The following is a 20,877-nucleotide window of genomic DNA, read 5'->3' as shown; positions in this document are numbered from 1 at the left end:
GGGCATGTCGGAGACGTACAGCTACCTCGGCCCCTCGGGAACCTTCACCGAGGCCGCGCTCGCGCAGGTGCCCGAGGCGCGGGGCAAGGAGTGGCGCTCGGTCAACAACGTGGGCGAGGCGTTCGACGACGTCGTCTCGGGGCGCAGCGTCGCCGCGATGATCGCGATCGAGAACTCCATCGAGGGCGGGGTCACGTCGACGCTCGATGCGCTGGCGAACATCCCGAACCTCAGGATCGTGGGGGAGTACCTCGTGCGGGTGCAGTTCGTGCTCGTGGCCCGGCCCGGCACGCGGCTGGAGGACGTGCGGGTCGTGAACGCGCATCCGGTCGCCTACGCGCAGACCCGCAACTGGCTCGACGCGAACCTGCCGACGCACGGGCACATCCCCTCGACGTCGAACGTGGCCTCGGCGCTGGCGCTGTTCGAGAACGACCTCGCCGACGCGGCCGTGGCGCCGCCGCAGATCGTGCAGCACCACGAGCTCGAGGTGCTCGCCGAGGACATCGCCGACAACGCCAACGCGGTGACGCGCTTCGTGCTCGTGTCGCGCAGCACGGTGCTGCCGGCGCCGACGGGGGCCGACAAGACGAGCATCATCGCCGAGCTCCCCGAGGACGGCTCCGGTGCCCTGCTCGAGCTGCTCGAGCAGTTCTCGACGCGCGGGGTGAACCTGTCGCTGCTGCAGTCGCGCCCGATCGGTGACGCCCTCGGGCGCTACCGGTTCGTGATCGACGCCGACGGGCACATCACCGACGAGCGGGTGGCGGATGCGCTGCTGGGCGTCCGCCGGTTCAGCCCCCGTGTGATCTTCCTGGGCTCGTACCCGCGGGCCGACCAGGCTCCGGTCGAGTACGTCGACCGCTACGACGACGAGGTCTTCATCGAGGCCCGCGACTGGCTGCGGGGCCTGATCAGCGGAGAGCCGACCGCCTAGCGCGGCCTGTTCGCCAGGCGCTCGATCGCGTTCACCGGGATCGAGACCCAGTCGGGCCGGTTGCGCGCCTCGTAGCTGACCTCGTAGAGCGCCTTGTCGAGCTCGAACGCGTCGAGCAGCACCCGCTGCGCCCGCAGGTCGAGCCCCGAGCGCGAGACGTAGCCGTCGATGAACGCGTCCCGCGCCTCGTGCGCCCAGGCCCGAGCCGCCTCGGCGTGGTCGGACTGCGCGAGCGTGCCCGCCACGTAGTCGAACGAGCGCAGCATGCCGGCCACGTCGCGCAGGGTCACGTCGGGTTCGCTGCGCTCGGCGAGCGGCCGCAGCGGCTCGCCCTCGAAGTCGAGCAGCACCCAGCCGCGCCCCGGCACGGCCAGCACCTGCCCGAGGTGGTAGTCCCCGTGGATGCGCTGGAACGCCGGCCACGACGCCTCGGCCGCCGCCGCGAACACCTCGTCGACCGCACTCGCCTGCGAGGCCAGTGCAGGCACCTCCACGAGCGCCTGCGCCGCCCGGTCGCGGAAGCTCGCCACGATGGCGCCGCGGTCGGTGTCGGACGCCTCGCGCACCGGGAACAGCCGCGCCAGCTCGCTGTGCACCTGCGCCGTCGCCTCGCCGAGCGCGCGGGCGAGCTGCTCGAACGACTCGCCGGCCTCGGCCGAGCGCAGGGCCACGCGCCACGCGTCCTCCACCTCGGGGATGAACTCCTGCGCGAAGGCCAGGTGGCCGGATGCCCGCCCGCCCTCCACCCGGGGATCGTTCCACGACCCCGAGACCGACCCCACGGCGCGCGGCACGAGGCGCGAACCGGCATCGCTCAGCGCCGACTGCACCACCACGTCGGGATTCTGCCCGTCGCTCAGCACGCGGAACAGCTTGCAGATCACCGGCTGCGCCGGCTTCCCGTTCAGGTGCACGAGATCGAAGATGATCGAGGTGTTCGACTGCTCGCCGCGCAGCACGCGGGAGTCGGTGACGCGGATCTCGGGGCTCGTCAGCGCGTGGTGCCCCTCGGCCTCGGTGCCGTCGGGCGACTCGCCTGCGGTCACCTCGTCGTCGAGCATCAGCGCGAGCAGGGCCCGCGTGAAGGCGGGGTCGTGCGGGGCGTCGTAGACGTAGACCGAGCCGCTCGGGCCGTCGACGCGCTCCACGAGGGCGCGCTCGCCGCCGAGCAGCGGTGCCGAGCGGAACGACAGCGGCACCTGGTACAGCACCGGTGCCGGGCCCGACGCGTCGAGCAGCAGGTGCACCTCGAGGCCCACCTGGTGCTTGTGGTCGGTCAACGTCCAGACGCCGACGCGGGTCAGCGCGGGGCTCTGCTCGGAGGAGGCGTACCAGCGCTGCTCGCGCATCCAATCGGCGAGCTCCGGTCGCACATCCGTGTATCGGTCCAGGCTCACCGTGGGCACGCTCATGCTCGAACCGTACGCCCGGGGCCGCCGACCCGCCAGAGAATGAGGGTGCTACTCAGCCGATCGGGCGAGTCGCAGGCCCACGTCGTCGTGCGTCGAGCGGGGCCCGGCACCGCGTCGCACGTCGGCCCGCACGTTCCACACGTCGTCGGCGAAGCCGCCGCCGCGGAACACCCGGGCGCCCCGCGAGGGGTCGTCGTCGGGGTCGAGCAGGTCGAAGCACCACTCCGAGACGTTGCCGAGCGCGTCGAAGAGCCCGAAGAGGTTCGGATGCCGTGCCCCGACGTCCTGCGGAGAACGCACCCCGTCGGCGGCCGACCATGCGACCTCCGCCAGCGGACCGTAGACCGGCCCGGTCGAGCCGGCGCGGCAGGCGAACTCCCACTCGGCCTCGCTCGGCAGCCGGTAGCCCTCGGAGTCGCGGTGCCAGACCACGTCCTCCCCGTCGACCCCGTAGGCGAGGTCGAGGCCCTCCCACTCCGAGGCGGCGTTGCACAGGCGCACGGCGCGGAGCCAGCTCAGCTCGACGGCCGGGCGACGCGGATGCTCGGCGGTGACGCCGATCAGCTCGGCGACGAGCGCCTCGGTGACGGGGTAGACGCCGATCTCGAAGGGCTCGAGCTGCTCGGTGCGGCGTAGGTTCCGCCGCGCATCCACGAGCTGCAGCGTGCCGCCCGGGATCGAGGCGAGCTCGATGTCGGTCACTCGGCGGTGTCGGCCAGCGCCGCTCTACCCGCCTTGATGTCGTTCACGCGGTGGTTCTCCTCCCGCACCTCCGCCTGGATGCGCCGCTCGGTGACCAGCCACTCGGGCGGCGCCTCGAGGAGTTCCTTGATCTGGGCGGTGGTCAGCGCATCCGTCACCCCGGCGCGGGCGAGGCCCGAGATCGAGACGCCGAGCTTGCGCGCCACCACGTCGCGCGGGTGGGGGCCGTTCAGGCGCAGCTCGACGAGCCACTCGGGCGGGGACTGCAGCAGCTCGTTCAGGGTCTCGCGCGTCATCGGCGCCTCCTGCAGCTCCGCGGGGGCCGCGGGCAGGTAGATGCCGAGCTTCTTCGCGGCGGTCGCCGGCTTCATGGTCTGCGGCGTCTTGGAGGGGCTCATCTGCACAGCGTATCCTGGGCGGGCTCGACGAAAGGGGGCGCCATGGTCCTCCGAGTCGCCTTCGTGCCCGGCGTCACCCCGTCGAAGTGGGTGCGCATCTGGGGCGAGCGCTTCCCCGGCGAGCGGCTCGAGCTGCTGCCGCTCGACACCGTCGCGCTGGGGTCGACCGACGATCTGGCGGTGCTCTTCGAGGCTCCGGGTGCGCGTGCCGCGGTCTCGCCCGACGACGACGCGGCCCCGGCCGACGACGATGCGGCCTCCGGGCCCGCCGACGTCGTGATCGCGCGGCTGCCCGTGCGCACCGAGGGCGTGCACGCGATCCCCCTCTACGAGGAGCTACCGGTCGTCGTCGTGCCCGCCGACCACGAGGTCACCGCGGTCGACGAGATCGCGCTGGACGAGCTCGAGGCGATGCTCGGCGAGCGGATGCACGCCCCCGCCGCCACGCCCACCGGCGGCCCCGACGCGATCGCCCTCGTCGCCGCGGGCGTCGGCGCCGTGCTGCTGCCGAAGTCCCTCGCCCGCCTCTGGGCGCGGAAGGACGTCGACTCCCGCCCCGTCACCGGCGCCCCGTCGACCACGGTCGCGTTGGTCTGGCGCACCGACCTGCCGGCCGAGCGGGCGGCCCTCGTCGAAGAGTTCGTGGGCGTCGTGCGGGGGCGCACCGCCAACACGTCGCGGGCGGCCGGATCCACGGAGCCCCCCGTCAAGCAGAAGGCGACCGCCAAGGCGAAGGCGCGCGCCGCCGAGGCCCGGGCGGCCGAGGCCAAGGCGAAGGCGTCGCGCAAGAAGACGGTGGCGCCGGGGCGCACCCGTCCGCGCCGGGCTCGCTGAGCATCCGCTCGCCGCACCCGCGATCGCTCGCCGTTGGCCGACCCGGACCGCCGGGCAAGCGTCTCGACTAGGGCTGCCGCACCGCGTCGGGCGCCTCGACCGCCGCGGCGGTGACGGCCGGGGCGACCGCCGGAACCCGCACGAGCAGCGCCGCCGGAGCCACCCGGCTGCGCACGGCCCGCGCGGTGCCCCACTCGTCGCCGTCGAGCTGGATCTCCTCCTCGGTCTCGAGCCGCAGCTCGAAGTCGCGGCCCTTCGCGTAGGTGACCGAGCGCACGTCGTGGTTGAGGTCGATGATGCGCCGGCCCGCCGCCGACTTGCGCAGCACGCCGTTCTCGAAGGCGATCTTGTTCCAGACCTTCAGCCAGCCGAACGGCCCCTCGGGGCGCAGCGCGACGATGTCGAGCAGGCCGTCGTCGGGCTCGGCGTTCGGGATGAGCAGCAGCCCGCCGGGCAGCAGCCCGCAGTTGCCCACGATGACCGTGTGCGCGGAGGTCGAGCGCCAGGCCGAGCCGTCCATCCGGAAACGCAGCTTCACCGGCTTCAGCTCGGGCAGCGCGCGGCCGATGCCGTCGACGTAGGCGAGCCAGCCGACCCGCTTCTTCAGCGCCTTGTTGGTCTTGGCGATCATCTTCGCGTCGAGCCCGAGGCCCGCCATCACGAGGAAGACGTGCTCGTCGACCGTGCCGTCGCCGCGGGTGGCGGCGATCACGCCGAGGTCGATCGCGCGGTCGTAGCCGGTGAAGGCGGTGGTCACCGCGAGCTCGACGTTGGTGAGGTTCAGCTCGAGGTTGCGGGCCAGCAGGTTGCCCGTGCCCACCGGGAGCAGGCCGAGCGGCACCCCGGTGTCGCGCAGCGCCTCGGCCACGGCGCGCACGGTGCCATCGCCGCCGGCCGCCATCACGACCGCGGCCCCCAGTGCCACCGCGGTCGTCGTCGCCTCGCCGCCGGCCTCGTGGGCGGTCGTCTCGAACCACAGCGTCGGGCCCCAGCCCGCCGCCGTCTCGGCCGCCTCGACGAGCCCGCGCAGCTTCGCCGCGTCGACCTTGACCGGATTCACCACGATCGCCGCCCGCGGGGGTGTGCGCGTCTCCGCTTCCCGTGCCACGGGATCACCGTACCGTGCGGGAGCGTCGTGCTCCCGCCGCCCGGCGTCTGCGCTCTCCTCCCGCCGCCCGGCGTCTGCGCTCTCCTCCCCGCCGCCCGGCGTCGGGGGCGGCCCGTAGACTGGCTGGCGTGATCGATCCCGTTCTCTTGCGTGAAGCCCCCGATGTCGTCCGAGCCTCGCAGCGTGCGCGGGGAGCATCCGTAGAGCTCGTCGACACCGCCCTCGCGGCCGACCTGGAGCGCCGGGCCGCACTGACCGAGTTCGAGACGCTGCGGGCCGAGCAGAACGCCTTCGGCAAGACCGTCGCGGCCGCCCCCAAAGACGAGAAGAAGGCCCTCGTGGCGCAGGCCCAGGAGCTCGCCGCCTCGGTGAAGGCCGCGCAGCAGCGGGCGACGGATGCGGAGGCGGCGTTCACGGAGTCGGCCCGCCGCATCCAGAACATCGTCGTCGACGGCGTGCCCTCGGGTGGGGAGGAGAACTTCGTCACCCTGCGCGAGGTCGGCACCAAGCCCTCGTTCGGCTTCGAGCCGCGCGACCACGTCGAGCTCGGCGAGACGCTGAAGGTCTTCGACCTCGCCCGCGGCGCCAAGGTCTCCGGAGCTCGCTTCTACTTCCTCACCGGCATCGGCGCCCGGCTCGAGATCGCGCTGATGAACCTCGCGCTCGACCGCGCGCTCGCCGCCGGCTTCACGCCGCTGATCACCCCGACCCTCGTGCGGCCCGAGACCATGGACGGCACCGGCTTCCTCGGCGAGCACGCCGACGAGGTCTACTACCTGCCCGCCGACGAGCTGTTCCTGACGGGGACGAGCGAGGTGGCGCTCGCCGGGTTCCACATGGGCGAGATCCTCGACCTCACGGCCGGATCGCTCCGCTATGCCGGGTGGTCGACCTGCTACCGCCGGGAGGCGGGGTCGCACGGGAAGGACACCCGGGGCATCCTGCGCGTGCACCAGTTCAACAAGCTCGAGATGTTCAGCTACGTGCTGCCCGAGAACGCCGAGGCCGAGCACGAGGCGCTGCTGTCGTACCAGGAGGGCATGCTCACCGACCTCGGTCTCGCCTACCGCGTGATCGACGTGGCGGCCGGCGACCTCGGTTCCAGCGCCGCCCGCAAGTTCGACACCGAGGCGTGGGTGCCGTCGCAGGAGACCTACCGCGAGCTCACCTCGACCTCGAACTGCACCACCTACCAGGCGCGCCGCCTCGACACCCGCTACCGCACCGAGTCGGGCAAGACGGCGCCGGTCGCGACGCTGAACGGCACGCTCGCCACCACGCGGTGGATCGTGGCGCTGCTCGAGACGCACCAGCAGGAGGACGGGTCGGTCATCATCCCCGAGGTGCTGCGGCCGTATCTCGGCGGGCTGTCGCTGATCGAGGCGCCGTGAGCGGGGCTGCCTCTGCCTCGGCGTCGGTCGCGCCGTGGCTCGTCGCGCTCGACATCGACGGCACCGTGCTGCACGAGGACAGCTCGCTGAGCGACATCGTCGGCGCCGAGGTGCGCCGCGCGGCCGCCGACGGGCACGAGGTCATGCTGGCCACCGGCCGTTCCTCGGTGCACACGCTCCCGGTGGTGGCCCAGCTCGGCATCACCCCCGAGTACCTCGTCTGCGCCAACGGTGCCGTTACGCTCAAGCGCGACCCGGATGCCCCGCTCGGCTATCGGCAGGAGCACGTCGAGACGTTCGATCCGGGGCCGGTGCTGACGACCATCCGCTCGCATCTCGCGGAGGCCGTGTTCGCGGTCGAGGACGACGACGGCAACTTCATGTACACCGACTCGTTCCCGCAGGCGGCGCTGGGGGAGCAGACGCGGCTGGTGACGTTCGAGGAGATGATCGGCATCCGGGCGACGCGTGTCGTGGTGGTCTCGCCGGATCACGACATGGAGGACTTCCTGCAGGTCGTCGACCGCATGGGGCTGCACCGCGTGTCGTACTCGATCGGCTGGACCGCCTGGCTCGACATCGCGCCCGACGGCGTGAACAAGGCGACCGGGCTCGAGCGCGTGCGGTCGGCGCTCGACATCCCGCGCTCGCGGGTGATGGCGATCGGCGACGGGCGCAACGACCTCGACATGTTCCGTTGGGCGGGTGAGTCGGGGCGGGCGGTCGCGATGGGTCAGGCGCCTGACGACGTGATCGCCGCCGCGACCGAGGTCACCGCCTCGGTCTACGACGACGGGGTGGCGCAGGCGCTCGCGACGCTCTGACCCGGCCCTTGTCCTGCGCCCGCGCTTTTCCTGCGCCCGCGGGAGGGCGGGTATGCTCGTGGCTGATCGTTCCGCCCCTGGGGCGGGGGCGATCGGGAGGGCTGTCCGAGCGGCCGATGGAGCCAGTCTTGAAAACTGGTGGGGTGTCAAAGCCCTCAAGAGTTCGAATCTCTTGCCCTCCGCCAGGTGGGTTCGCCGGCCGCAGCGGGTCGGGCCGGACGCTGCGCTCTAGCGGCCTTCCTCGCTGTAGGGGGTGACGGCCTCGTCCTCGTCCTCGGGGGTGGGGCCGCCGGCGTCGCGGTCGCGGTCGGCGTCGGGGTCGCGGTCGCGGTCGCCGTCGAACGGTTCGGCCAGGCCGCGGAACGCCTTGCCCAGCACGCCGCCGGTCTCCTCGCCGTCGTCGGGCGCCTCGCCGATCGTGCCGCGGTCGTCGCCCTCGAGGCCCTGGGCCAGGCCGTTGGTCTGGTCGAACGGCTCGTTCTCGCCGGCGGCAGTGGGGGTGAGGTCGTCGCTCATGATGGTCTCCTTCGACGTCGTGATGATGGCTCCCAGTCAATGACGGTCGCCGGGCGACGGCAACGGGGTGCCCGATGTCGGGAGTGGGTGCTTGAGTCGTGGCATGACTCTGGGAGACCTGCGCACGGTGCTGACCGGCGATCTCGAGATCGCGTACTTCGACAGCGCGTCGCTGGTCGACGGCGCGAGCGACGGGGCGGCGGACGGCGGGCCGAGCGGCGGCGGGGCGCGCGGCGGTGCGGCGGGCAGCGGCCCGGGGAACGGGCCGAGCGGCGGACCGGTGGCCGTGCTCGTGCACGGGTTCCCGTACGACGTGCTGAGCTTCGAGGGGGTCGTGCCGCTGCTCGCGGCGCGGGGCGTGCGGGCGATCACGCCCTACGTCCGCGGGTACGGGCCGACGCGGTTCCGTGATGCGGCCACGCCGCGATCCGGGCAGCAGGCCGCCGTCGGGCAGGACCTGCTCGACCTCGTCGACGCGCTCGGTCTCCAGCGTCCGGTGGTCGGCGGCTTCGACTGGGGCGGGCGGGCGGCGTGCATCGCCGCCGCCGTGCGCCCGGAGGGGATCGGCGGGCTCGTCACGGTCGGCGGCTACGCCATCCAGGACATCGCCGCCTCGATCGAACCGGCGGCGCCGATCGACGAGTACCGCGACTGGTACCAGTGGTACCTGCACACCGACCGCGGTCGGAACGGGCTCGACGCCGACCGCGACGCACTCTGCGGGCTGCTCTGGCGGCTGTGGTCACCCGAGTGGGCCGGAGCCGGTGCGGCCTTCGGGCGCACCGCCCCGAGCCTGCACAATCCCGACTTCGTCGACGTCGCGGTGCACTCGTACCGGCATCGGCACCGCCACGCCGAGGGCGACCCCCGCTGCGCCGAGCTCGAGGCCTTCCTCGCCACCACGCCGGCCATCCGCGTGCCGACCGTCTCGCTCGACGCCCTCGCCGACGGCTTCGGCCCCGACGACTCCGAGCGCACCCGCCACCGCTTCACCGGACCCTTCTCGATCGTCCCCCTCCCGGGCGTCGGCCACGACGTCCCCCAGGAGGCACCCGAGGCCTTCGCCGACGCAGTGGCGACCCTCGCGGGCCGCTGATCGCCGTGGCCGTGGGTGGCCGTGGGTGGCCGGTGCGCCGCGCCGGTAGCGTTGGGGGCATGACTGAAGCCGTGCGCATCCCGTGGTCCGACGGCAGCTGGACGCATCCGCCGGTCGCCGCCGAGGAGCAGGGCGACGAGCTCGTCGTCACCGCCGCCGAGGGCAGCGACGCGTGGCGCGAGACCTACTACGGGTTCGTGCACGACAGCGAGCACGGGCTGCTCGCGCCGTTCGCGGTCGGCACCGCGATGGAGGTCGAGTTCGACGCGGAGTTCGCCGAGCAGTTCGACCAGGCGGGGGTGTTCGTGCGGGCATCCGCTGAGCGCTGGGTGAAGGCGGGCGTGGAGTTCGCCGACGGGCTGCTGCAGCTGGGCGCGGTGGTGACCGACGGGCGGTCGGACTGGTCGGTCGCGCCGGTGCCGTCGTGGCTCGGGCGGCGGGTGCTCGTGCGGGTGAGCCGCGGCGACGACGCGCTGATCGTGCGGGCCGCGGTCGACGGCGGGCCGCTGCAGTTCGTGCGCGTGGTGCCGTTCGAGTCCGCGCTCGACGCGCAGGCCGGGCCGCTCGCGGCGGCGCCCTCGCGGCCGGGCCTCACGGTGCGGTTCTGCGCGTGGCGCCGCACTGCGGCCGACGTCTCGCTGCACTGACCGGCGGTCGGGCGCGCCCGCGCACGCCACGCGGATACCGAGCGCCCTGAGGGCCCGGCGGCTGCCCGGGGTGCGCGAGCGCCCTGAGGGCCCGGCGGCCGCCCGGGGTGCGCGAGCGCCCTGAGGCTCGGCGGGCGCCAGGAGTGCGCGAGCGCCCCGGATCGGCCGTGTGCCAGACTTCTGCAAAGGAGACCCTCCCCCATGACGAAGAAGACGCCGATCGCGCGCCACGGCCGCCTGAGCAGTCCCCATCCTCTGCGTGCCGTCGCGACCACCGCGCTCGCCGCCGTCGCGGTGCTCGGGATCAGCGGCGTCACCCTCGGCGCCTACGCCGCGTGGGACGTGACGCGGAGCATCCAGACCGTCTCGCTCGTCTCCGACCAGGAGGCCGCGGCCGCCCAGCCGAGCGGCGCGAGCGGAGCCGGCGGGGCCGCCATCGCCGCCGCCCCCGCCATCTCGGCCATCGACGGCGGCGTCAACCTGCTGCTCGTCGGCAGTGACAGCCGCACCGGCCAGGGCGACGCCTACGGCGACGACGAGGGCGCCGAGCTCAACGACGTCACCATGCTCATGCACATCGCGCAGGACCACTCCAGCGCCACCGTCGTCAGCTTCCCCCGCGACCTCGTGGTCGACCTGCCCGAGTGCCCCGGGGGCGGCGGCTACACCGCGCCGATCAACGAGTCGCTCGGCCAGGGCGGCCTCGCCTGCACGGTGCTCACGGTCGAGAGCCTGACGGGCCTCAGCATCCCGTTCGCGGCCGAGATCCAGTTCAACGGCGTGATCGAGATGTCCAACGCGGTCGGCGGCGTGCCCGTCTGCGTCGCCGAGGTCATCGACGACCCGTTCACCGGCGTCTACCTCGAACCCGGCACCCACCCGCTGAAGGGGGCGGATGCGCTCGGCTTCCTGCGCACCCGCCACGGCGTCGGCGACGGCAGCGACATCGGCCGCATCTCCTCGCAGCAGGTCTTCCTCTCCTCCCTCGTGCGCACCGTGAAGAGCGACTCGACCCTCACCGACTTCGGCAAGCTCTACGGCCTCGCGAAGGCCGCCGCCAGCAACATGACCCTCTCCGACCGGCTCGCCTCGCCCGACACGATGGTCTCGATCGCGCTCGCCCTGAAGGACATGGACCTCTCGAAGGTCACCTTCGTCGCCTATCCGAACTTCTACGCCGACTGGGTGCCCGCGGGCAAGGTCGCGCCCGACACCGAGGCGGCCGACATCCTGTTCGCGGCGATCCTGGCCGACCAGCCCGTCGCGGTCGCGGCTCCGGGCGGGGTGGCGTCGGTCGTCGATCCGGCTTCGCCCGGGGCTCCGGATGCTGCCGCCCCCGTCGACCCGGCGGCCCCCGCTCCCACCGACCCCTCGGCGCCGGTCGATCCCGCCGCCCCCGTCGACCCCGCGGCCCCGGCGCCGGGCACCGTGCTCGCCGACGGATCCACCCTCCTCCCCGACTCCGTCAAGGGCCAGACCGCCGCCGACTACACCTGCTCGGTGGGCAACGAGTAGCGCCGTGCCCGAGCTGCTCTGGACCGGCCCCGTCGACGGGCCCGTGCTCGTGCTTGCCCACGGCGCCGGAGCAGCCATGGACTCCGACTGGATGAACCGGATGGCGGCCCTCCTCGCCGACCGCGGCCTCCGCGTCGCCCGCTTCGAGTTCGCCTACATGGCCGCCCGCCGCGGGCCCGACGGCCGCCGCAGGCCGCCGCCCAAGGTCGAGACGCTGATGGACGAGTACCGGGCCGCCGTCGCGGCGGTGCTCGCGGCCGCTCCCGCCTCGCGCCCCGTGCTGATCGGCGGCAAGTCGATGGGCGGCCGCGTGGCCAGCCTCGTCGCCGACGAGCTGCGGGCCGCCGGTGAGGTGCGGGGGCTGGTGTGCCTCGGGTACCCGTTCCATCCACCGGGGCGGCCCGAGAGGCTGCGCACCGCGCACCTGCTCTCGCTCGCCACCCCGACGCTCGTCTGCCAAGGCACGCGCGACCCGTTCGGCACGGTCGAGGAGGTGTCGGCGTACGGGCTGCCGACGGGCATCCGCTTCACCTGGCTGGACGACGGCGAGCACGAGTTCAAGCCGCGCGCGAAGCTCTCGGGGCACACCCACGCCGAGCACCTGGCGACGGCGGCGGATGCGGTGGCCGACTTCGCACGAAGCGTCGGCTATGATGGCACAGGCGAAAGCCAAGGAGACGTCGCATAGTTCGGCCTAGTGCACCACCCTGCTAAGGTGGAGTACCCGTCAAGGGTACCGTGGGTTCAAATCCCACCGTCTCCGCACTGCACCGTCAGATCCCCGCGATCTGGCGGTTTTTTCGTACCCGGCTGCGGCGGATCAGTACCAGGTGACGGTGAAGTTCTTCGGGGCAGCGGCCTGGTCGAGCGGGTTGAAGGCGATCGTGCTCGTCGCGGGGTAGCTGAGCCGCTGCGACTGCGGCTGGAGCAGCACGGAGGTGCCGATCGCGCCGGGGGCCAGGGCGCCCGACCAGGAGAGCGTCGTCGGCGAGTAGACGGTGCGCGTGACGCCGGCCCACTGGGGGCTCTCGGCGATGGCGACGAGGAGGAAGTCGTCCGAGTTGCGCACATACATGCCCGACATGATGACGGACACGGTGCCCGAGAACTCCGTCGCCGACGTGTTCAGGATCGAGAGGTTCACCGAGCTGCGGACGTCGCGGAAGGTGGTCGCCGACTCGGGGGACAGCACCAGGGCGAACGCGAACTCCGTGCTGGCCGCGGCTGCCGGAGCGGCGACGGCGGCGGCGACGACCGGCACCGACCAGGCGCTCATCACCAGGACCGAGCGTCGGTTCATCTCCGTCACGGTGGACTCCCTCGCGCAGTGGTCGGGTCTGCTCTTCAGGGTCGTGGCTTGGGGTTATGCGACACAAGGCCCGCTTGCGGACATGTCCGCTTCCGGGCATCCGGCGCGGCTGGGCATCCGTCATGCGGCCGGGCATCGGTCAGCCAGCGGGCGCGAAGAACTCCAGGGCCGTGCCGTCGGGGTCGGTGAAGCTGAGGGCCGTGCCGTAGTCGGCGTCGACCGGGCCGCTGTGCGGGACGCCGAGGGTGTCGAGGTGGGCCGCCCACGCCTCGAGCTCGGCGCGGTCGGCGACCGCGAGGCCCAGGTGGTCGAGGCCCGGGCGGAACGGGCTGAAGCGCTCGCCCGTCGTGGGGTCGTGCTCGGTGAGGCCGAGGTTCACGCCGTCGGGCAGGGTGAACAGACGCCGATGCAGGTGCTCGTCGTCGATGCCGCCGGCGGGCGGGAAGCCGAGCACGCGCTCGTAGAAGGCGGCGGACGCGGCGAGGTCGCTGACGGTCACGGCGACGTGGTGGATTCCGGTGAACTGGGGCACGCTCGCCACCGTACGCCGGAGAGCGGGCCGCCGCGGTGGCAGTGGCCGCGCCGCGCATCCACGGTCGATCTCGTGGGGGGGTCGGTCAGGCCGGGCGCATGGTCGCGGTGGCGCGGGAGGCGAATGCGCGGGCCGTGGTGGCGACGGTGCGCTGCATGACCTGCACGGCGCGCGACGGGGTGACGTCGTGCGGGCGGGCGAGGCTGATCGTGCGGGTGAGCGGCGGTCCCGCGAGGCGCAGCGAGCGCAGGCCGGGCCGGTCGATCAGCACCATCGCCGGCACGATCGCCACGCCGAGGCCGCGCTCGACGAAGCGCAGCACCGCGTCCATCTCGGCGCCCTCGAGCACGACCTCGGGCGTCAGGCCGGCCAGGGCGAAGGCCTCGTCGGTGGCCGCGCGCAGGTCGTAGCTGCGGCTGAAGACGATTTGGGGGAGCGCGGCGGCCTCCGTCAGCGAGAGCGAGGCGCCGGCTGCGACCGGGGGCGCCGAGGCCGATGAGATCAGCACCAGCTCCTCGACGAGCAGCGGACTCACGGTGAAGCGGTCGGCGGTGGCTGCGTGCGAGGTGGTGATCAGCGCCAGGTCGAGCTCGCCGCCCGCGAGCTGGTCGAGCAGCCGCCGCGAGCCGTGCTCCGAGAGGTGCAGCTCGACGCCGGGGTGCTCGGCGTGGAAGTCCTTCAGCACCTCCGCGACCAGGCTGATGCAGAGGGTCGGCGTGGCTCCGAGGCGCACCCTGCCGCGCTGGAGACCGGCCAGTTCGGCGAGTTCGCGTCGCACGGAATCGGCGTCGGCGAGCATCCGCTTCGCCAGGGGCAGCAGTGACTCGCCGGCCGCGGTGAGCGTGCTGCCGCCGCGGGCGCGAGTGAACAGTTCGGCGCCGAGGTCGTGCTCGAGGGCGGCGATCTGCCGGCTGAGCGAGGGCTGGGCGAGATGCAGGTTCTCGGATGCGCGGGTGAAGTTGCCCTCACTCGCCACCTCCGCAAACCCTCGCAGCTGGTCGAGGTTCATAGCGATAGCCTACGCGCATCGTCGTGACGCTCAAGATGCATTGGAGTAATCGCCACCGGGTGCCTAGCGTTGGAGCATGCGCCCCACAGAACGACAGATCTCCACCACCGTGCTCGTCATCGGCACCGGCGGCTCCGGCCTCCGTGCCGCGATCGAACTGGCCGAGGCCGGCGTCGACGTGCTCGCCCTCGGCAAGCGCTCGAAGAGCGACGCCCACACCTCCCTCGCGGCCGGCGGCATCAACGCCGCGCTCGCGACCATGGACCCCGAGGACAGCTGGCAGCAGCACGCCGCCGACACCCTGAAGGAGTCCTACCTCCTCGCCAACCCGCACACGGTGCAGATCGTCACCCAGGGTGCCGCGCAGGGCATCGACGACCTCGAGCGCTACGGCATGCCGTTCGCACGCGAGGGCGACGGGCGCATCTCGCAGCGCTTCTTCGGAGCGCACACCTACCGCCGCACCGCGTTCGCGGGCGACTACACGGGCCTCGAGATCCAGCGCACGCTGGTCAACCGGGCGGCGCAGCTGGAGGTGCCGATCCTCGACACGGTGTACGTCACGCGCATCCTCGTGAACGACGACGGCGCGGTGTTCGGCGCCTACGGCTTCGACGTCGAGAACGGCACCCGCTACCTCATCCACGCGGATGCCGTGATCCTCGCCGCGGGCGGTCACAACCGCATCTGGCGCCGCACCTCCTCCCGTCGCGACGAGAACACGGGCGACTCGTTCCGGCTCGCCGTGGAGGCGGGCGGGCGACTGCGCGACCCCGAGCTCGTGCAGTTCCACCCGAGCGGCATCATCGAGCCCGAGAACGCGGCCGGCACGCTGATCAGCGAGGCCGCCCGTGGTGAGGGGGGCATCCTGCGCAACGGCCTCGGCGAGCGGTTCATGCACAAGTACGACCCCGAGCGGCTCGAGCTGTCGACCCGCGACCGGGTGGCCCTGGCCTGCTACACCGAGATCAAGGAGGGGCGCGGCACGCCGAACGGCGGGGTGTGGCTCGACGTGTCGCACCTGCCGCGCGAGACGATCATGACCCGGCTGCCGCGCGTCTACCAGACGATGCTCGAGCTGCAGATGCTCGACATCACGACCGACCCGATCGAGATCGCGCCGACCGCGCACTACTCGATGGGCGGGGTCTGGGTTCGTCCTGAGGACCACTCGACCGACGTGCCCGGGCTGTACGCCATCGGCGAGGCCTCGTCGGGGCTGCACGGGGCGAACCGGCTCGGCGGCAACTCGCTGATCGAGCTGCTCGTCTTCGGGCGGATCGTCGGACAGGCCGCGGCGGCGTACTCGACCGGGCTCTCGGCGCAGAAGCGCTCGGCCTCGGCGGTCGCGACGGCTCGCGACGAGATCGCGGCGCTGCTCGAGGGCGACGGGCCCGAGAACGTGCGGGCGCTGCAGCGGGCCATCCGCAACACGATGACCGAGCACGCGGGCGTCGTCCGTGACGAAGACGGGCTTCGGGCCGGTCTCGCCGAGCTCGACGCGATCGAGGCGCGGATCGCCGACGTGGGCGTGCATCCCGACATCGCCGGCTACCAGGATCTCGCGCACGCGTTCGACCTCAAGTCGGCCGCCCTCGCCGCCCGGGCCACCCTCGAGGCGGCGCTCGAACGGCGCGAGACGCGGGGGTGCCACAACCGGAGCGACTACCCCTCTCTCGACCCCGCGCTGCAGGTGAACCTGGTCTGGTCGCCGTCGGGCGGGGTGACGCGGGAGTCGATCCCGGAGATCCCGGCCGAGATCGCGGCGCTGATGGCCGAGGAGGTCTCGGTGGGTGGGAAGCTGCTCGAGTAGAGGGGCGGATGCTCGCCCGCGCGAGCGCTCGGGTAGCCTTCCGGCATGGGCACCCGCACCGGTTTCACGCGCGCCGAGCTCGACGCCTTCCGGGGCCGCTCGATCCCCGACGTCGTCGGGTCGGACACGCGGCTGCTGCTCGTGGGCATCAACCCCGGGCTGCACACCGCAGCCGTGCAGGCGCCGTTCAGCCGGCCGGGCAACCGGTTCTGGCCGGCGCTGCACCGGGCGGGCATCCTGAACCGGGTGGTCGACGCCTCGGCGGGGCTGCGTGCGGATGACCGTGCCCACCTCCTCGCGCGCGGCGTCGGCATCACGACCCTCGTGGCGGGTGCGACCGCGCGGGCCGACGAGCTCTCGGCGCAGCAGCTGCGCGACGGAGCCGCGACGCTCGCCGCGCGGGTGGGTGCGATCCGGCCGCGGGTGGTGGCGATGCTCGGGATCACGACGTTCCGCATCGCCTTCGGTGCGCCGCGGGCGGCGGTGGGGCGGCAGCCGGCGGACCTCGCGGGGGCGGAGCTGTGGGTGGTGCCGAACCCGAGCGGGCTGAACGCGCACGAGAGCGTGGGGTCGCTGGCGGTCGCGTATCGGGAGGTGGCGGTCGCGGCGGGGATCGACGTGTACCCCGTGCCGGACGCGCCCGTCGCCGGCGGTTCGGCGCGGTAGCGGCGGTCGCCTCCCGGGGCGTCCCCTGCCGGGTCTTCCCCTGGGGGCGGCGGCGGTGCCATCGTGGAGGATGGCCATCGAACGGATCCGCCCCGAGGGGCTCGTGCGCAGCCCCGCCTTCAGCCACGTCGCCGTGGTGCCGCCCGGATCGACGACGATCTACGTCGGCGGCCAGAACGGCGTCGACGAGTCCGGCGCGATCGTCGGCCCCGACGTCGGGGCGCAGGCCGCCCGCGCGCTGCAGAACGCGCGCACGGCGCTCGCCGCCGCGGGGGCGACCCTCGACGACGTCGTCCAGTGGACGGTGCTCTTCGTCGACGGTGCCGACCTCCGGGCGGGCTACGGCGCGATCGCGGGGGAGCTCGCGTCGGAGCATCCGCCCCTCGTCACCGCCGCCTTCGTCGCCGGCCTCGGCGTGCCGGGCGCGCTCGTGGAGATCGCGGCGGTGGCGGCCCTCGCCCCCTGACCCCGACTCGGAGCCCGTCAGCTGATGGGGGTGGCGGTGCCCTCGACTCGGATGCCGCCCGTGGGCGGGATCGTGGCGACGAGGAGGCTGGGGCGGCCGACGTGGCGGCCCTGGTGGATGGTGAGGCGCGCGGGCGGGGTGACGGCGCCGAGGTGGCGGAGGTAGGCGCCGAGGGAGGCGGCCGCCGAGCCGGTGGCGGGGTCTTCGGTGATGGCGCCGACGGGGAAGAGGTTGCGCGTCTCGACCTCGAGCTCGGCGGGCGCCGGCACGGGCGCCGGCGCGGGCGCGGGCGCGGCCGCGGCCGCAGCGAGGGGGTCGACGGGGGCGCCGGGACCGGCGGCGGACGGGGCGTGGAGGACGGTGACGGTGCCGCGCCAGCCGCGCCGGTCCATGAGCGCGCGGAGGGAGGCGGGGTCGAAGGTGAGGGCGTCGAAGACCGTGGGGGAGGCGACCGCGACGACGGGGTGCCAGTTGCCGGCGAATGCCTCCAGGAGGGGGAAGCGCGGGTCGAGGTCGGCGGCGGTGAGCCCGAGGAGGGTGAGGAGCTCGTCGGCGACGCCGGGGTCGGGCTGCCGGACGGTGGGGTTGACGCTGGTGAAGGCGGCGAGCATCCGTTCACCGTCGCGGGTCGTCGAGAGGATGATCGGGCCGACCGGCGTCTCGACCGTGAAGGGGCCCGGGCCGCGCCGCTCGGCGAGGGCGACCGCGGTGGCGATGGTGGCGTGGCCGCAGAACGGCACCTCGGCCGTCGGCGAGAAGTACCGCGCCCGCACGTGCCGCTCGTCGCCGTCGACGGCGGGGTCGACGAGGAACGCGGTCTCCGAGTAGCCGACCTCGGCCGCGATCGCCTGCAGCGCGGCGTCGTCGAGACCGCCGGCCGAGAGCACGACGCCCGCGGGGTTGCCGCCCTCGGGGGTCGCGGCGAAGGCGGTGAGCCGCAGCACCTCGGGCGTCGTGTCGGGCGGGGTCGGGTCGGCCGGATGCGCGTCGTTCACGCATCCATTCTGCCGAAGAGCGAGTGGGCGGCGTACGTCAGCAGGTCAGGCCGAGCAGCGTCAGCAGGATCGCGGCGCGGACGGTGATGGCGCTGTTTCCCGACGACGTGCCGTAGGTGCCGTCGACCGCCTGAACGGCCAGCGGCACCGACCCGAGGGTGAGCAGCGGCAGCTCGGACGCGGTCAGGGTGACGGGAGGCGCCGTGAAGGTCTTGAGCTCGGTGGTGGTCGTCCCGGTGCGCAGGAGCCGGTAGCTCGTCGCGCCGGCGACCGGGGTGAAGTTCAGGGAGATGGTGCCGGAGCCCGAGCAGGTGACGGTGCCCGGAGTGGGCACCCGGTAGACGTTCTGGGCGATGACGGAGGAGGCCGAGGCGGTCCAGTTCGTGCCGACGGTGCCGGTGAGGGTGAAGGTGGCGGTCAGCGACTCGCCCTGGGAGTTCGCGGTCGTGCCGATCAGCTGGAGGGCGACGCAGAGGGCGATCGAGGTGCCGCCCGGCACCGCGGCGAAGGCCGAGGGCAGGCCAGGCGGCGCGGACAGGGTGCCGGCGGTGGTGCCGGTCGCGGGCACCGTGCTGCCGCACTGCGCCGCGGTGCTCGCGCTCCACAGCGTCACGGCGATCTTCCCGGGGAGGGCGGCGCTGCCCGGCGCCGAGACGGCGACGGCGAGGGTGAGGGCGAGCGGGGCCGTGCCCGTGTTGGCATAGGTCAGCGCGCCGACGTGGGTCGTGTCGGCGACCGTCGGCGAGGTGACGGGCACCTTGAACTCCGCGACCGGCGGCACGGTCAGCGTCGAGGTCACCGAGACCGTGGCCGCGGTGGCCGAGCCGGTGAGGGCCACGGGGTTCGCGGTCCACGACGCGCTTGCCGCCCACGTCGAGGTGCCGACCGAGAACACCGCCACGAAGACGATCGCGACCAGGCGCCGGGCGGCGTGCGCACGGGGTGCCCGTGCGCGGGAGGCGGTGGTGCGGGACATGGCGGGCGTGGGCCTTTCCGGTCGCCGTCCAGTCTGCGGATGCGCGGCTCGCGCCCCCCGCGCGGCGACCGTCTCCGTCGCCGCTGTGACGCATCCCGTCGTGCAGACGTCGATCGCCGCAGGCGCCGACCCGCCGGCGCCCACCCGGCGGCTCTACTAAACCGACCGGAGCGATGTCAACCCTCGGGAGGGATCCGGAGACCACGGCAGGATCACGAGGAGTGCGTGCCGACGCACCCGAACCACCAGGAGGACCCCACCCGATGGGCAAGTTGTACTACGGCGGCAATGGGCATGAGATCGAGATCGAGGACAGGCTGCTCAGCCACCTCAAGGTGGTCATGCTCGCGAAGCTGCGCCGGGGCGAGTCATTCGCCTTGTCCTGGACGGTCGATCCCGATCACGGCAGCGGGCGTGGCACCGTGTGGCTCTCACCCGGGGTCGACCTCGAGTTCCGCTTCTACGGCAACCGGCCGCCGATGCTGAACCGGGCGTGGATCTCGGCCCTCAACTCCAGCGCCGAGCGGGGCGAGCTCGCCATGGTGCCCGAGCCCGCCGACCCGAGCGAGGGCATGGCGGCGGCCCGCGCCTGACGCGGCAGGCGTCGCAGGGGGTGCTAGCCGGCGGCGGCCGCGCTCGCCGCCTCGAGGTGCTCGCGCGACTTCAGCTCGAGGAACCCGCACAGCTCCGCCGCCGTCACCAGCTCGCCCGAGAGCTCGTTCAGCCGCTCCACGTCGAGGGTGAGCTCGTCGTGCCGGGGCGCGAACACGACCTGCCAGCTCGGGTCGCCGGGCGCGGTCGGCTCGAGATAGGCGTAGGGGCCCGCATTCTGCAGCCGCACGACGACGAGGCCGGTGTCGCCCCCGCTCAGGTCCTCGTGCCGCAGCACCTCGAGCTCACCGGGCATCGGATGCTCCTGGGCGACGAATTCGGCCAGCCACTCCTCGAGCAGCTCCTTGGTTCGGAACGGCACCGGTCCTCCTTGCAGTGCGACAGGGGTGGCTCCCCGGCCACAGCAGAATCATAGGGAATCGGAGCCGTCGTCACGCACGGACGCGGCCGCCGCCATGAGGCGCAGCACCAGACCGTGGGGTTCGGCGCGCCGCGCCCATCCCGCGTCGTGCGTCGCCTGCACGACGGTCGCACCCCGCGCGAGTTCGCCGTCCACCGCCGCGCGGATCAGCCCCTGCGCCCGCTCGTCCACCCCCGACGCCGGCTCGTCGAGCAGCACCAGCTCGGCCCGCTGGGCGAGCGCCTGCGCCACGAGCGCCCGCTGTCGCTGGCCACCCGACAGCTCGTGCAGCGACCGGCGGGCGAGCGGCCCGATCTGCAGCGCGTCGAGGGCGTCGTCGACGATGCGGCGGTCGGCTGCGCGCAGGGCCCCGACCGGTCCGCGCGCGCGCCAGCGCCCCATCGACACGACCTCGCGCACGCTCAGGGGCATCCGTTCGGGGGCGGCGCTGCGCTGCACGACGAGCGCCGTCGACGAGCCGGGGCGTCGTTCGAGGCGGCCGCCGGCCGGTTTCAGGATGCCCGCCAGCACCGCGAGCAGCGTCGACTTGCCCGATCCGTTCGGCCCGAGCAGCACGGTCAGCCGACCCTCGGGCGGTTCGAGGTCGACGCGGTCGAGCACGAGCCGATCCCCGTAGGCGGCGGACACGGCGGTCAGCCGCACCAGCGGACCGTTCGTCGGGCGTCGGGAAGCGTTCACGCGCCGATCCTAGCTTAATG

At 73.4% G+C, this 20,877-nt stretch carries 24 protein-coding genes and 2 tRNA genes; 14 read left to right on the top strand and 12 right to left on the bottom strand.

All coding sequences use genetic code 11. The features are described from left to right. Positions 1-4: 4 nt before the first annotated feature. On the top strand, positions 5-937 hold the full coding sequence (gene pheA, locus ITJ64_RS05945) for a prephenate dehydratase (protein ID WP_194679796.1): 933 nt from the start codon (positions 5-7) through the stop codon (positions 935-937). Here pheA and ITJ64_RS05940 read toward each other — a convergent pair. The 3 genes from ITJ64_RS05940 to ITJ64_RS05930 are packed head-to-tail and all read right to left on the bottom strand — an operon-like array spanning position 934 to position 3,449. Further along, complete coding sequence (locus ITJ64_RS05940; RefSeq protein WP_194679795.1) at positions 934-2,349, bottom strand: phosphotransferase; 1,416 nt, start codon at positions 2,347-2,349, stop codon at positions 934-936. The genes pheA and ITJ64_RS05940 overlap by 4 nt on opposite strands. A gap of 48 nt (positions 2,350-2,397) precedes the next feature. Then, entirely contained in the window at positions 2,398-3,051 is a 654-nt protein-coding gene (locus ITJ64_RS05935) for an SUMF1/EgtB/PvdO family nonheme iron enzyme (protein WP_194679794.1), read from the bottom strand. Beyond that, positions 3,048-3,449 carry a DUF5997 family protein gene (locus ITJ64_RS05930; protein ID WP_194679793.1) on the bottom strand — a complete coding sequence of 134 codons (402 nt, stop codon included), beginning with the start codon at positions 3,447-3,449 and terminating at the stop codon, positions 3,048-3,050. Before ITJ64_RS05930 ends, ITJ64_RS05935 begins: the two co-directional genes overlap by 4 nt. A gap of 42 nt (positions 3,450-3,491) precedes the next feature. Here ITJ64_RS05930 and ITJ64_RS05925 point away from each other — a divergent pair, with 42 nt between their 5' ends. Then, positions 3,492-4,283 (top strand): LysR family transcriptional regulator substrate-binding protein, encoded by a 792-nt coding sequence (locus ITJ64_RS05925; protein WP_194679792.1) that lies wholly within the window; start codon positions 3,492-3,494, stop codon positions 4,281-4,283. Between the two features lie 67 nt (positions 4,284-4,350). On the opposite strand, the gene ITJ64_RS05920 is transcribed toward ITJ64_RS05925, so the two are convergent. Beyond that, positions 4,351-5,391 carry a diacylglycerol kinase family protein gene (locus ITJ64_RS05920; protein WP_370545057.1) on the bottom strand — a complete coding sequence of 347 codons (1,041 nt, stop codon included), beginning with the start codon at positions 5,389-5,391 and terminating at the stop codon, positions 4,351-4,353. A 128-nt stretch (positions 5,392-5,519) separates the two neighbouring features. Here ITJ64_RS05920 and serS point away from each other — a divergent pair, with 128 nt between their 5' ends. The 3 genes from serS (at position 5,520) to ITJ64_RS05905 (ending at position 7,791) form a co-directional block, all read left to right on the top strand. Then, a complete protein-coding gene (serS, locus tag ITJ64_RS05915; RefSeq protein ID WP_194679790.1) occupies positions 5,520-6,782 on the top strand; it encodes a serine--tRNA ligase in 1,263 nt (420 codons plus the stop codon). After that, the gene (locus tag ITJ64_RS05910) at positions 6,779-7,606 is read left to right on the top strand and encodes an HAD family hydrolase (RefSeq protein WP_370545056.1); all 828 of its coding nucleotides are present in this window, start codon (positions 6,779-6,781) and stop codon (positions 7,604-7,606) included. The genes serS and ITJ64_RS05910 overlap by 4 nt, the downstream gene beginning before the upstream one ends. Before the next feature lie 95 nt (positions 7,607-7,701). Further along, positions 7,702-7,791, top strand: a tRNA-Ser gene (locus ITJ64_RS05905). Positions 7,792-7,834: 43 nt separating this feature from the next. Here ITJ64_RS05905 and ITJ64_RS05900 read toward each other — a convergent pair. Beyond that, positions 7,835-8,122: a hypothetical protein gene (locus ITJ64_RS05900; protein ID WP_194679789.1), complete on the bottom strand. Its 288-nt coding sequence runs from the start codon at positions 8,120-8,122 to the stop codon at positions 7,835-7,837. A gap of 103 nt (positions 8,123-8,225) precedes the next feature. Between ITJ64_RS05900 and ITJ64_RS05895 the strand changes: the two genes are divergently transcribed. From ITJ64_RS05895 to ITJ64_RS05875, 5 genes are all read left to right on the top strand, one after another. After that, a complete protein-coding gene (locus ITJ64_RS05895; RefSeq protein WP_194679788.1) occupies positions 8,226-9,218 on the top strand; it encodes an alpha/beta fold hydrolase in 993 nt (330 codons plus the stop codon). 59 nt (positions 9,219-9,277) lie between these two features. Continuing rightward, entirely contained in the window at positions 9,278-9,865 is a 588-nt protein-coding gene (locus tag ITJ64_RS05890) for a DUF1349 domain-containing protein (protein WP_194679787.1), read from the top strand. Between the two features lie 201 nt (positions 9,866-10,066). Beyond that, entirely contained in the window at positions 10,067-11,380 is a 1,314-nt protein-coding gene (locus tag ITJ64_RS05885) for an LCP family protein (protein ID WP_194679786.1), read from the top strand. A gap of 4 nt (positions 11,381-11,384) precedes the next feature. Further along, on the top strand, positions 11,385-12,068 hold the full coding sequence (locus ITJ64_RS05880) for an alpha/beta fold hydrolase (RefSeq protein ID WP_370545055.1): 684 nt from the start codon (positions 11,385-11,387) through the stop codon (positions 12,066-12,068). Next, positions 12,054-12,143, top strand: a tRNA-Ser gene (locus ITJ64_RS05875). Before ITJ64_RS05880 ends, ITJ64_RS05875 begins: the two co-directional genes overlap by 15 nt. Positions 12,144-12,200: 57 nt before the next feature. Here the strand turns inward: ITJ64_RS05875 and ITJ64_RS05870 are convergent. The 3 genes from ITJ64_RS05870 to ITJ64_RS05860 all read right to left on the bottom strand — a co-directional run bounded on the left by ITJ64_RS05870 (position 12,201) and on the right by ITJ64_RS05860 (position 14,230). Further along, on the bottom strand, positions 12,201-12,689 hold the full coding sequence (locus ITJ64_RS05870; protein WP_194679785.1) for a hypothetical protein: 489 nt from the start codon (positions 12,687-12,689) through the stop codon (positions 12,201-12,203). Positions 12,690-12,828: 139 nt separating this feature from the next. Then, positions 12,829-13,221, bottom strand: a complete 393-nt coding sequence (locus ITJ64_RS05865; RefSeq protein WP_194679784.1) for a VOC family protein — start codon at positions 13,219-13,221, stop codon at positions 12,829-12,831. A gap of 85 nt (positions 13,222-13,306) precedes the next feature. Further along, complete coding sequence (locus ITJ64_RS05860; RefSeq protein ID WP_194679783.1) at positions 13,307-14,230, bottom strand: LysR family transcriptional regulator; 924 nt, start codon at positions 14,228-14,230, stop codon at positions 13,307-13,309. Positions 14,231-14,306: 76 nt separating this feature from the next. Between ITJ64_RS05860 and ITJ64_RS05855 the strand changes: the two genes are divergently transcribed. From ITJ64_RS05855 to ITJ64_RS05845, 3 genes are all read left to right on the top strand, one after another. After that, positions 14,307-16,043, top strand: coding sequence for an L-aspartate oxidase (locus tag ITJ64_RS05855; RefSeq protein ID WP_194679782.1), 1,737 nt, complete (start codon positions 14,307-14,309; stop codon positions 16,041-16,043). 45 nt (positions 16,044-16,088) lie between these two features. Then, on the top strand, positions 16,089-16,709 hold the full coding sequence (locus tag ITJ64_RS05850; protein ID WP_194679781.1) for a mismatch-specific DNA-glycosylase: 621 nt from the start codon (positions 16,089-16,091) through the stop codon (positions 16,707-16,709). 70 nt (positions 16,710-16,779) lie between these two features. After that, positions 16,780-17,175 carry a RidA family protein gene (locus ITJ64_RS05845; protein ID WP_194679780.1) on the top strand — a complete coding sequence of 132 codons (396 nt, stop codon included), beginning with the start codon at positions 16,780-16,782 and terminating at the stop codon, positions 17,173-17,175. A gap of 17 nt (positions 17,176-17,192) precedes the next feature. Here the strand turns inward: ITJ64_RS05845 and ITJ64_RS05840 are convergent, their stop codons facing one another. Together ITJ64_RS05840 and ITJ64_RS05835 are read right to left on the bottom strand one after the other, a co-directional pair. Beyond that, entirely contained in the window at positions 17,193-18,170 is a 978-nt protein-coding gene (locus ITJ64_RS05840) for a PhzF family phenazine biosynthesis isomerase (protein ID WP_194679779.1), read from the bottom strand. Between the two features lie 37 nt (positions 18,171-18,207). Continuing rightward, a complete protein-coding gene (locus tag ITJ64_RS05835) occupies positions 18,208-19,146 on the bottom strand; it encodes a hypothetical protein (protein ID WP_194679778.1) in 939 nt (312 codons plus the stop codon). Between the two features lie 263 nt (positions 19,147-19,409). Between ITJ64_RS05835 and ITJ64_RS05830 the strand changes: the two genes are divergently transcribed. Continuing rightward, positions 19,410-19,739: a hypothetical protein gene (locus tag ITJ64_RS05830; RefSeq protein ID WP_194679777.1), complete on the top strand. Its 330-nt coding sequence runs from the start codon at positions 19,410-19,412 to the stop codon at positions 19,737-19,739. Between the two features lie 23 nt (positions 19,740-19,762). Here the strand turns inward: ITJ64_RS05830 and ITJ64_RS05825 are convergent, their stop codons facing one another. Beyond that, positions 19,763-20,119 carry a hypothetical protein gene (locus tag ITJ64_RS05825; RefSeq protein ID WP_194679776.1) on the bottom strand — a complete coding sequence of 119 codons (357 nt, stop codon included), beginning with the start codon at positions 20,117-20,119 and terminating at the stop codon, positions 19,763-19,765. Positions 20,120-20,167: 48 nt separating this feature from the next. After that, positions 20,168-20,857: a zinc ABC transporter ATP-binding protein AztA gene (gene aztA / locus ITJ64_RS05820; protein ID WP_370545052.1), complete on the bottom strand. Its 690-nt coding sequence runs from the start codon at positions 20,855-20,857 to the stop codon at positions 20,168-20,170. Positions 20,858-20,877 lie beyond the last annotated feature (20 nt).

The organism is Herbiconiux sp. VKM Ac-1786, assembly GCF_015350805.1.
GTDB lineage: Bacteria > Actinomycetota > Actinomycetes > Actinomycetales > Microbacteriaceae > Herbiconiux.
The sequence above is the reverse complement of the archived record's forward strand: the minus strand, read 5'-3'. Positions and strand labels throughout refer to the sequence as shown.

What these genes read in the sequence shown, in the direction of transcription:
- ITJ64_RS05850 (WP_194679781.1), top strand. Translation starts at nt 16,089, where the DNA reads ATGGGCACCCGCACCGGTTTCACGCGCGCCGAGCTCGACGCCTTCCGG.
- ITJ64_RS05845 (WP_194679780.1), top strand. Translation starts at nt 16,780, where the DNA reads ATGGCCATCGAACGGATCCGCCCCGAGGGGCTCGTGCGCAGCCCCGCC.
- ITJ64_RS05830 (WP_194679777.1), top strand. Translation starts at nt 19,410, where the DNA reads ATGGGCAAGTTGTACTACGGCGGCAATGGGCATGAGATCGAGATCGAG.
- ITJ64_RS05925 (WP_194679792.1), top strand. Translation starts at nt 3,492, where the DNA reads ATGGTCCTCCGAGTCGCCTTCGTGCCCGGCGTCACCCCGTCGAAGTGG.
- ITJ64_RS05885 (WP_194679786.1), top strand. Translation starts at nt 10,067, where the DNA reads ATGACGAAGAAGACGCCGATCGCGCGCCACGGCCGCCTGAGCAGTCCC.
- ITJ64_RS05895 (WP_194679788.1), top strand. Translation starts at nt 8,226, where the DNA reads ATGACTCTGGGAGACCTGCGCACGGTGCTGACCGGCGATCTCGAGATC.
- ITJ64_RS05860 (WP_194679783.1), bottom strand. Translation starts at nt 14,230, where the DNA reads ATGAACCTCGACCAGCTGCGAGGGTTTGCGGAGGTGGCGAGTGAGGGC.
- ITJ64_RS05940 (WP_194679795.1), bottom strand. Translation starts at nt 2,349, where the DNA reads ATGAGCGTGCCCACGGTGAGCCTGGACCGATACACGGATGTGCGACCG.
- ITJ64_RS05855 (WP_194679782.1), top strand. Translation starts at nt 14,307, where the DNA reads ATGCGCCCCACAGAACGACAGATCTCCACCACCGTGCTCGTCATCGGC.
- ITJ64_RS05900 (WP_194679789.1), bottom strand. Translation starts at nt 8,122, where the DNA reads ATGAGCGACGACCTCACCCCCACTGCCGCCGGCGAGAACGAGCCGTTC.
- ITJ64_RS05890 (WP_194679787.1), top strand. Translation starts at nt 9,278, where the DNA reads ATGACTGAAGCCGTGCGCATCCCGTGGTCCGACGGCAGCTGGACGCAT.
- ITJ64_RS05930 (WP_194679793.1), bottom strand. Translation starts at nt 3,449, where the DNA reads ATGAGCCCCTCCAAGACGCCGCAGACCATGAAGCCGGCGACCGCCGCG.
- pheA (WP_194679796.1), top strand. Translation starts at nt 5, where the DNA reads ATGTCGGAGACGTACAGCTACCTCGGCCCCTCGGGAACCTTCACCGAG.
- ITJ64_RS05835 (WP_194679778.1), bottom strand. Translation starts at nt 19,146, where the DNA reads ATGTCCCGCACCACCGCCTCCCGCGCACGGGCACCCCGTGCGCACGCC.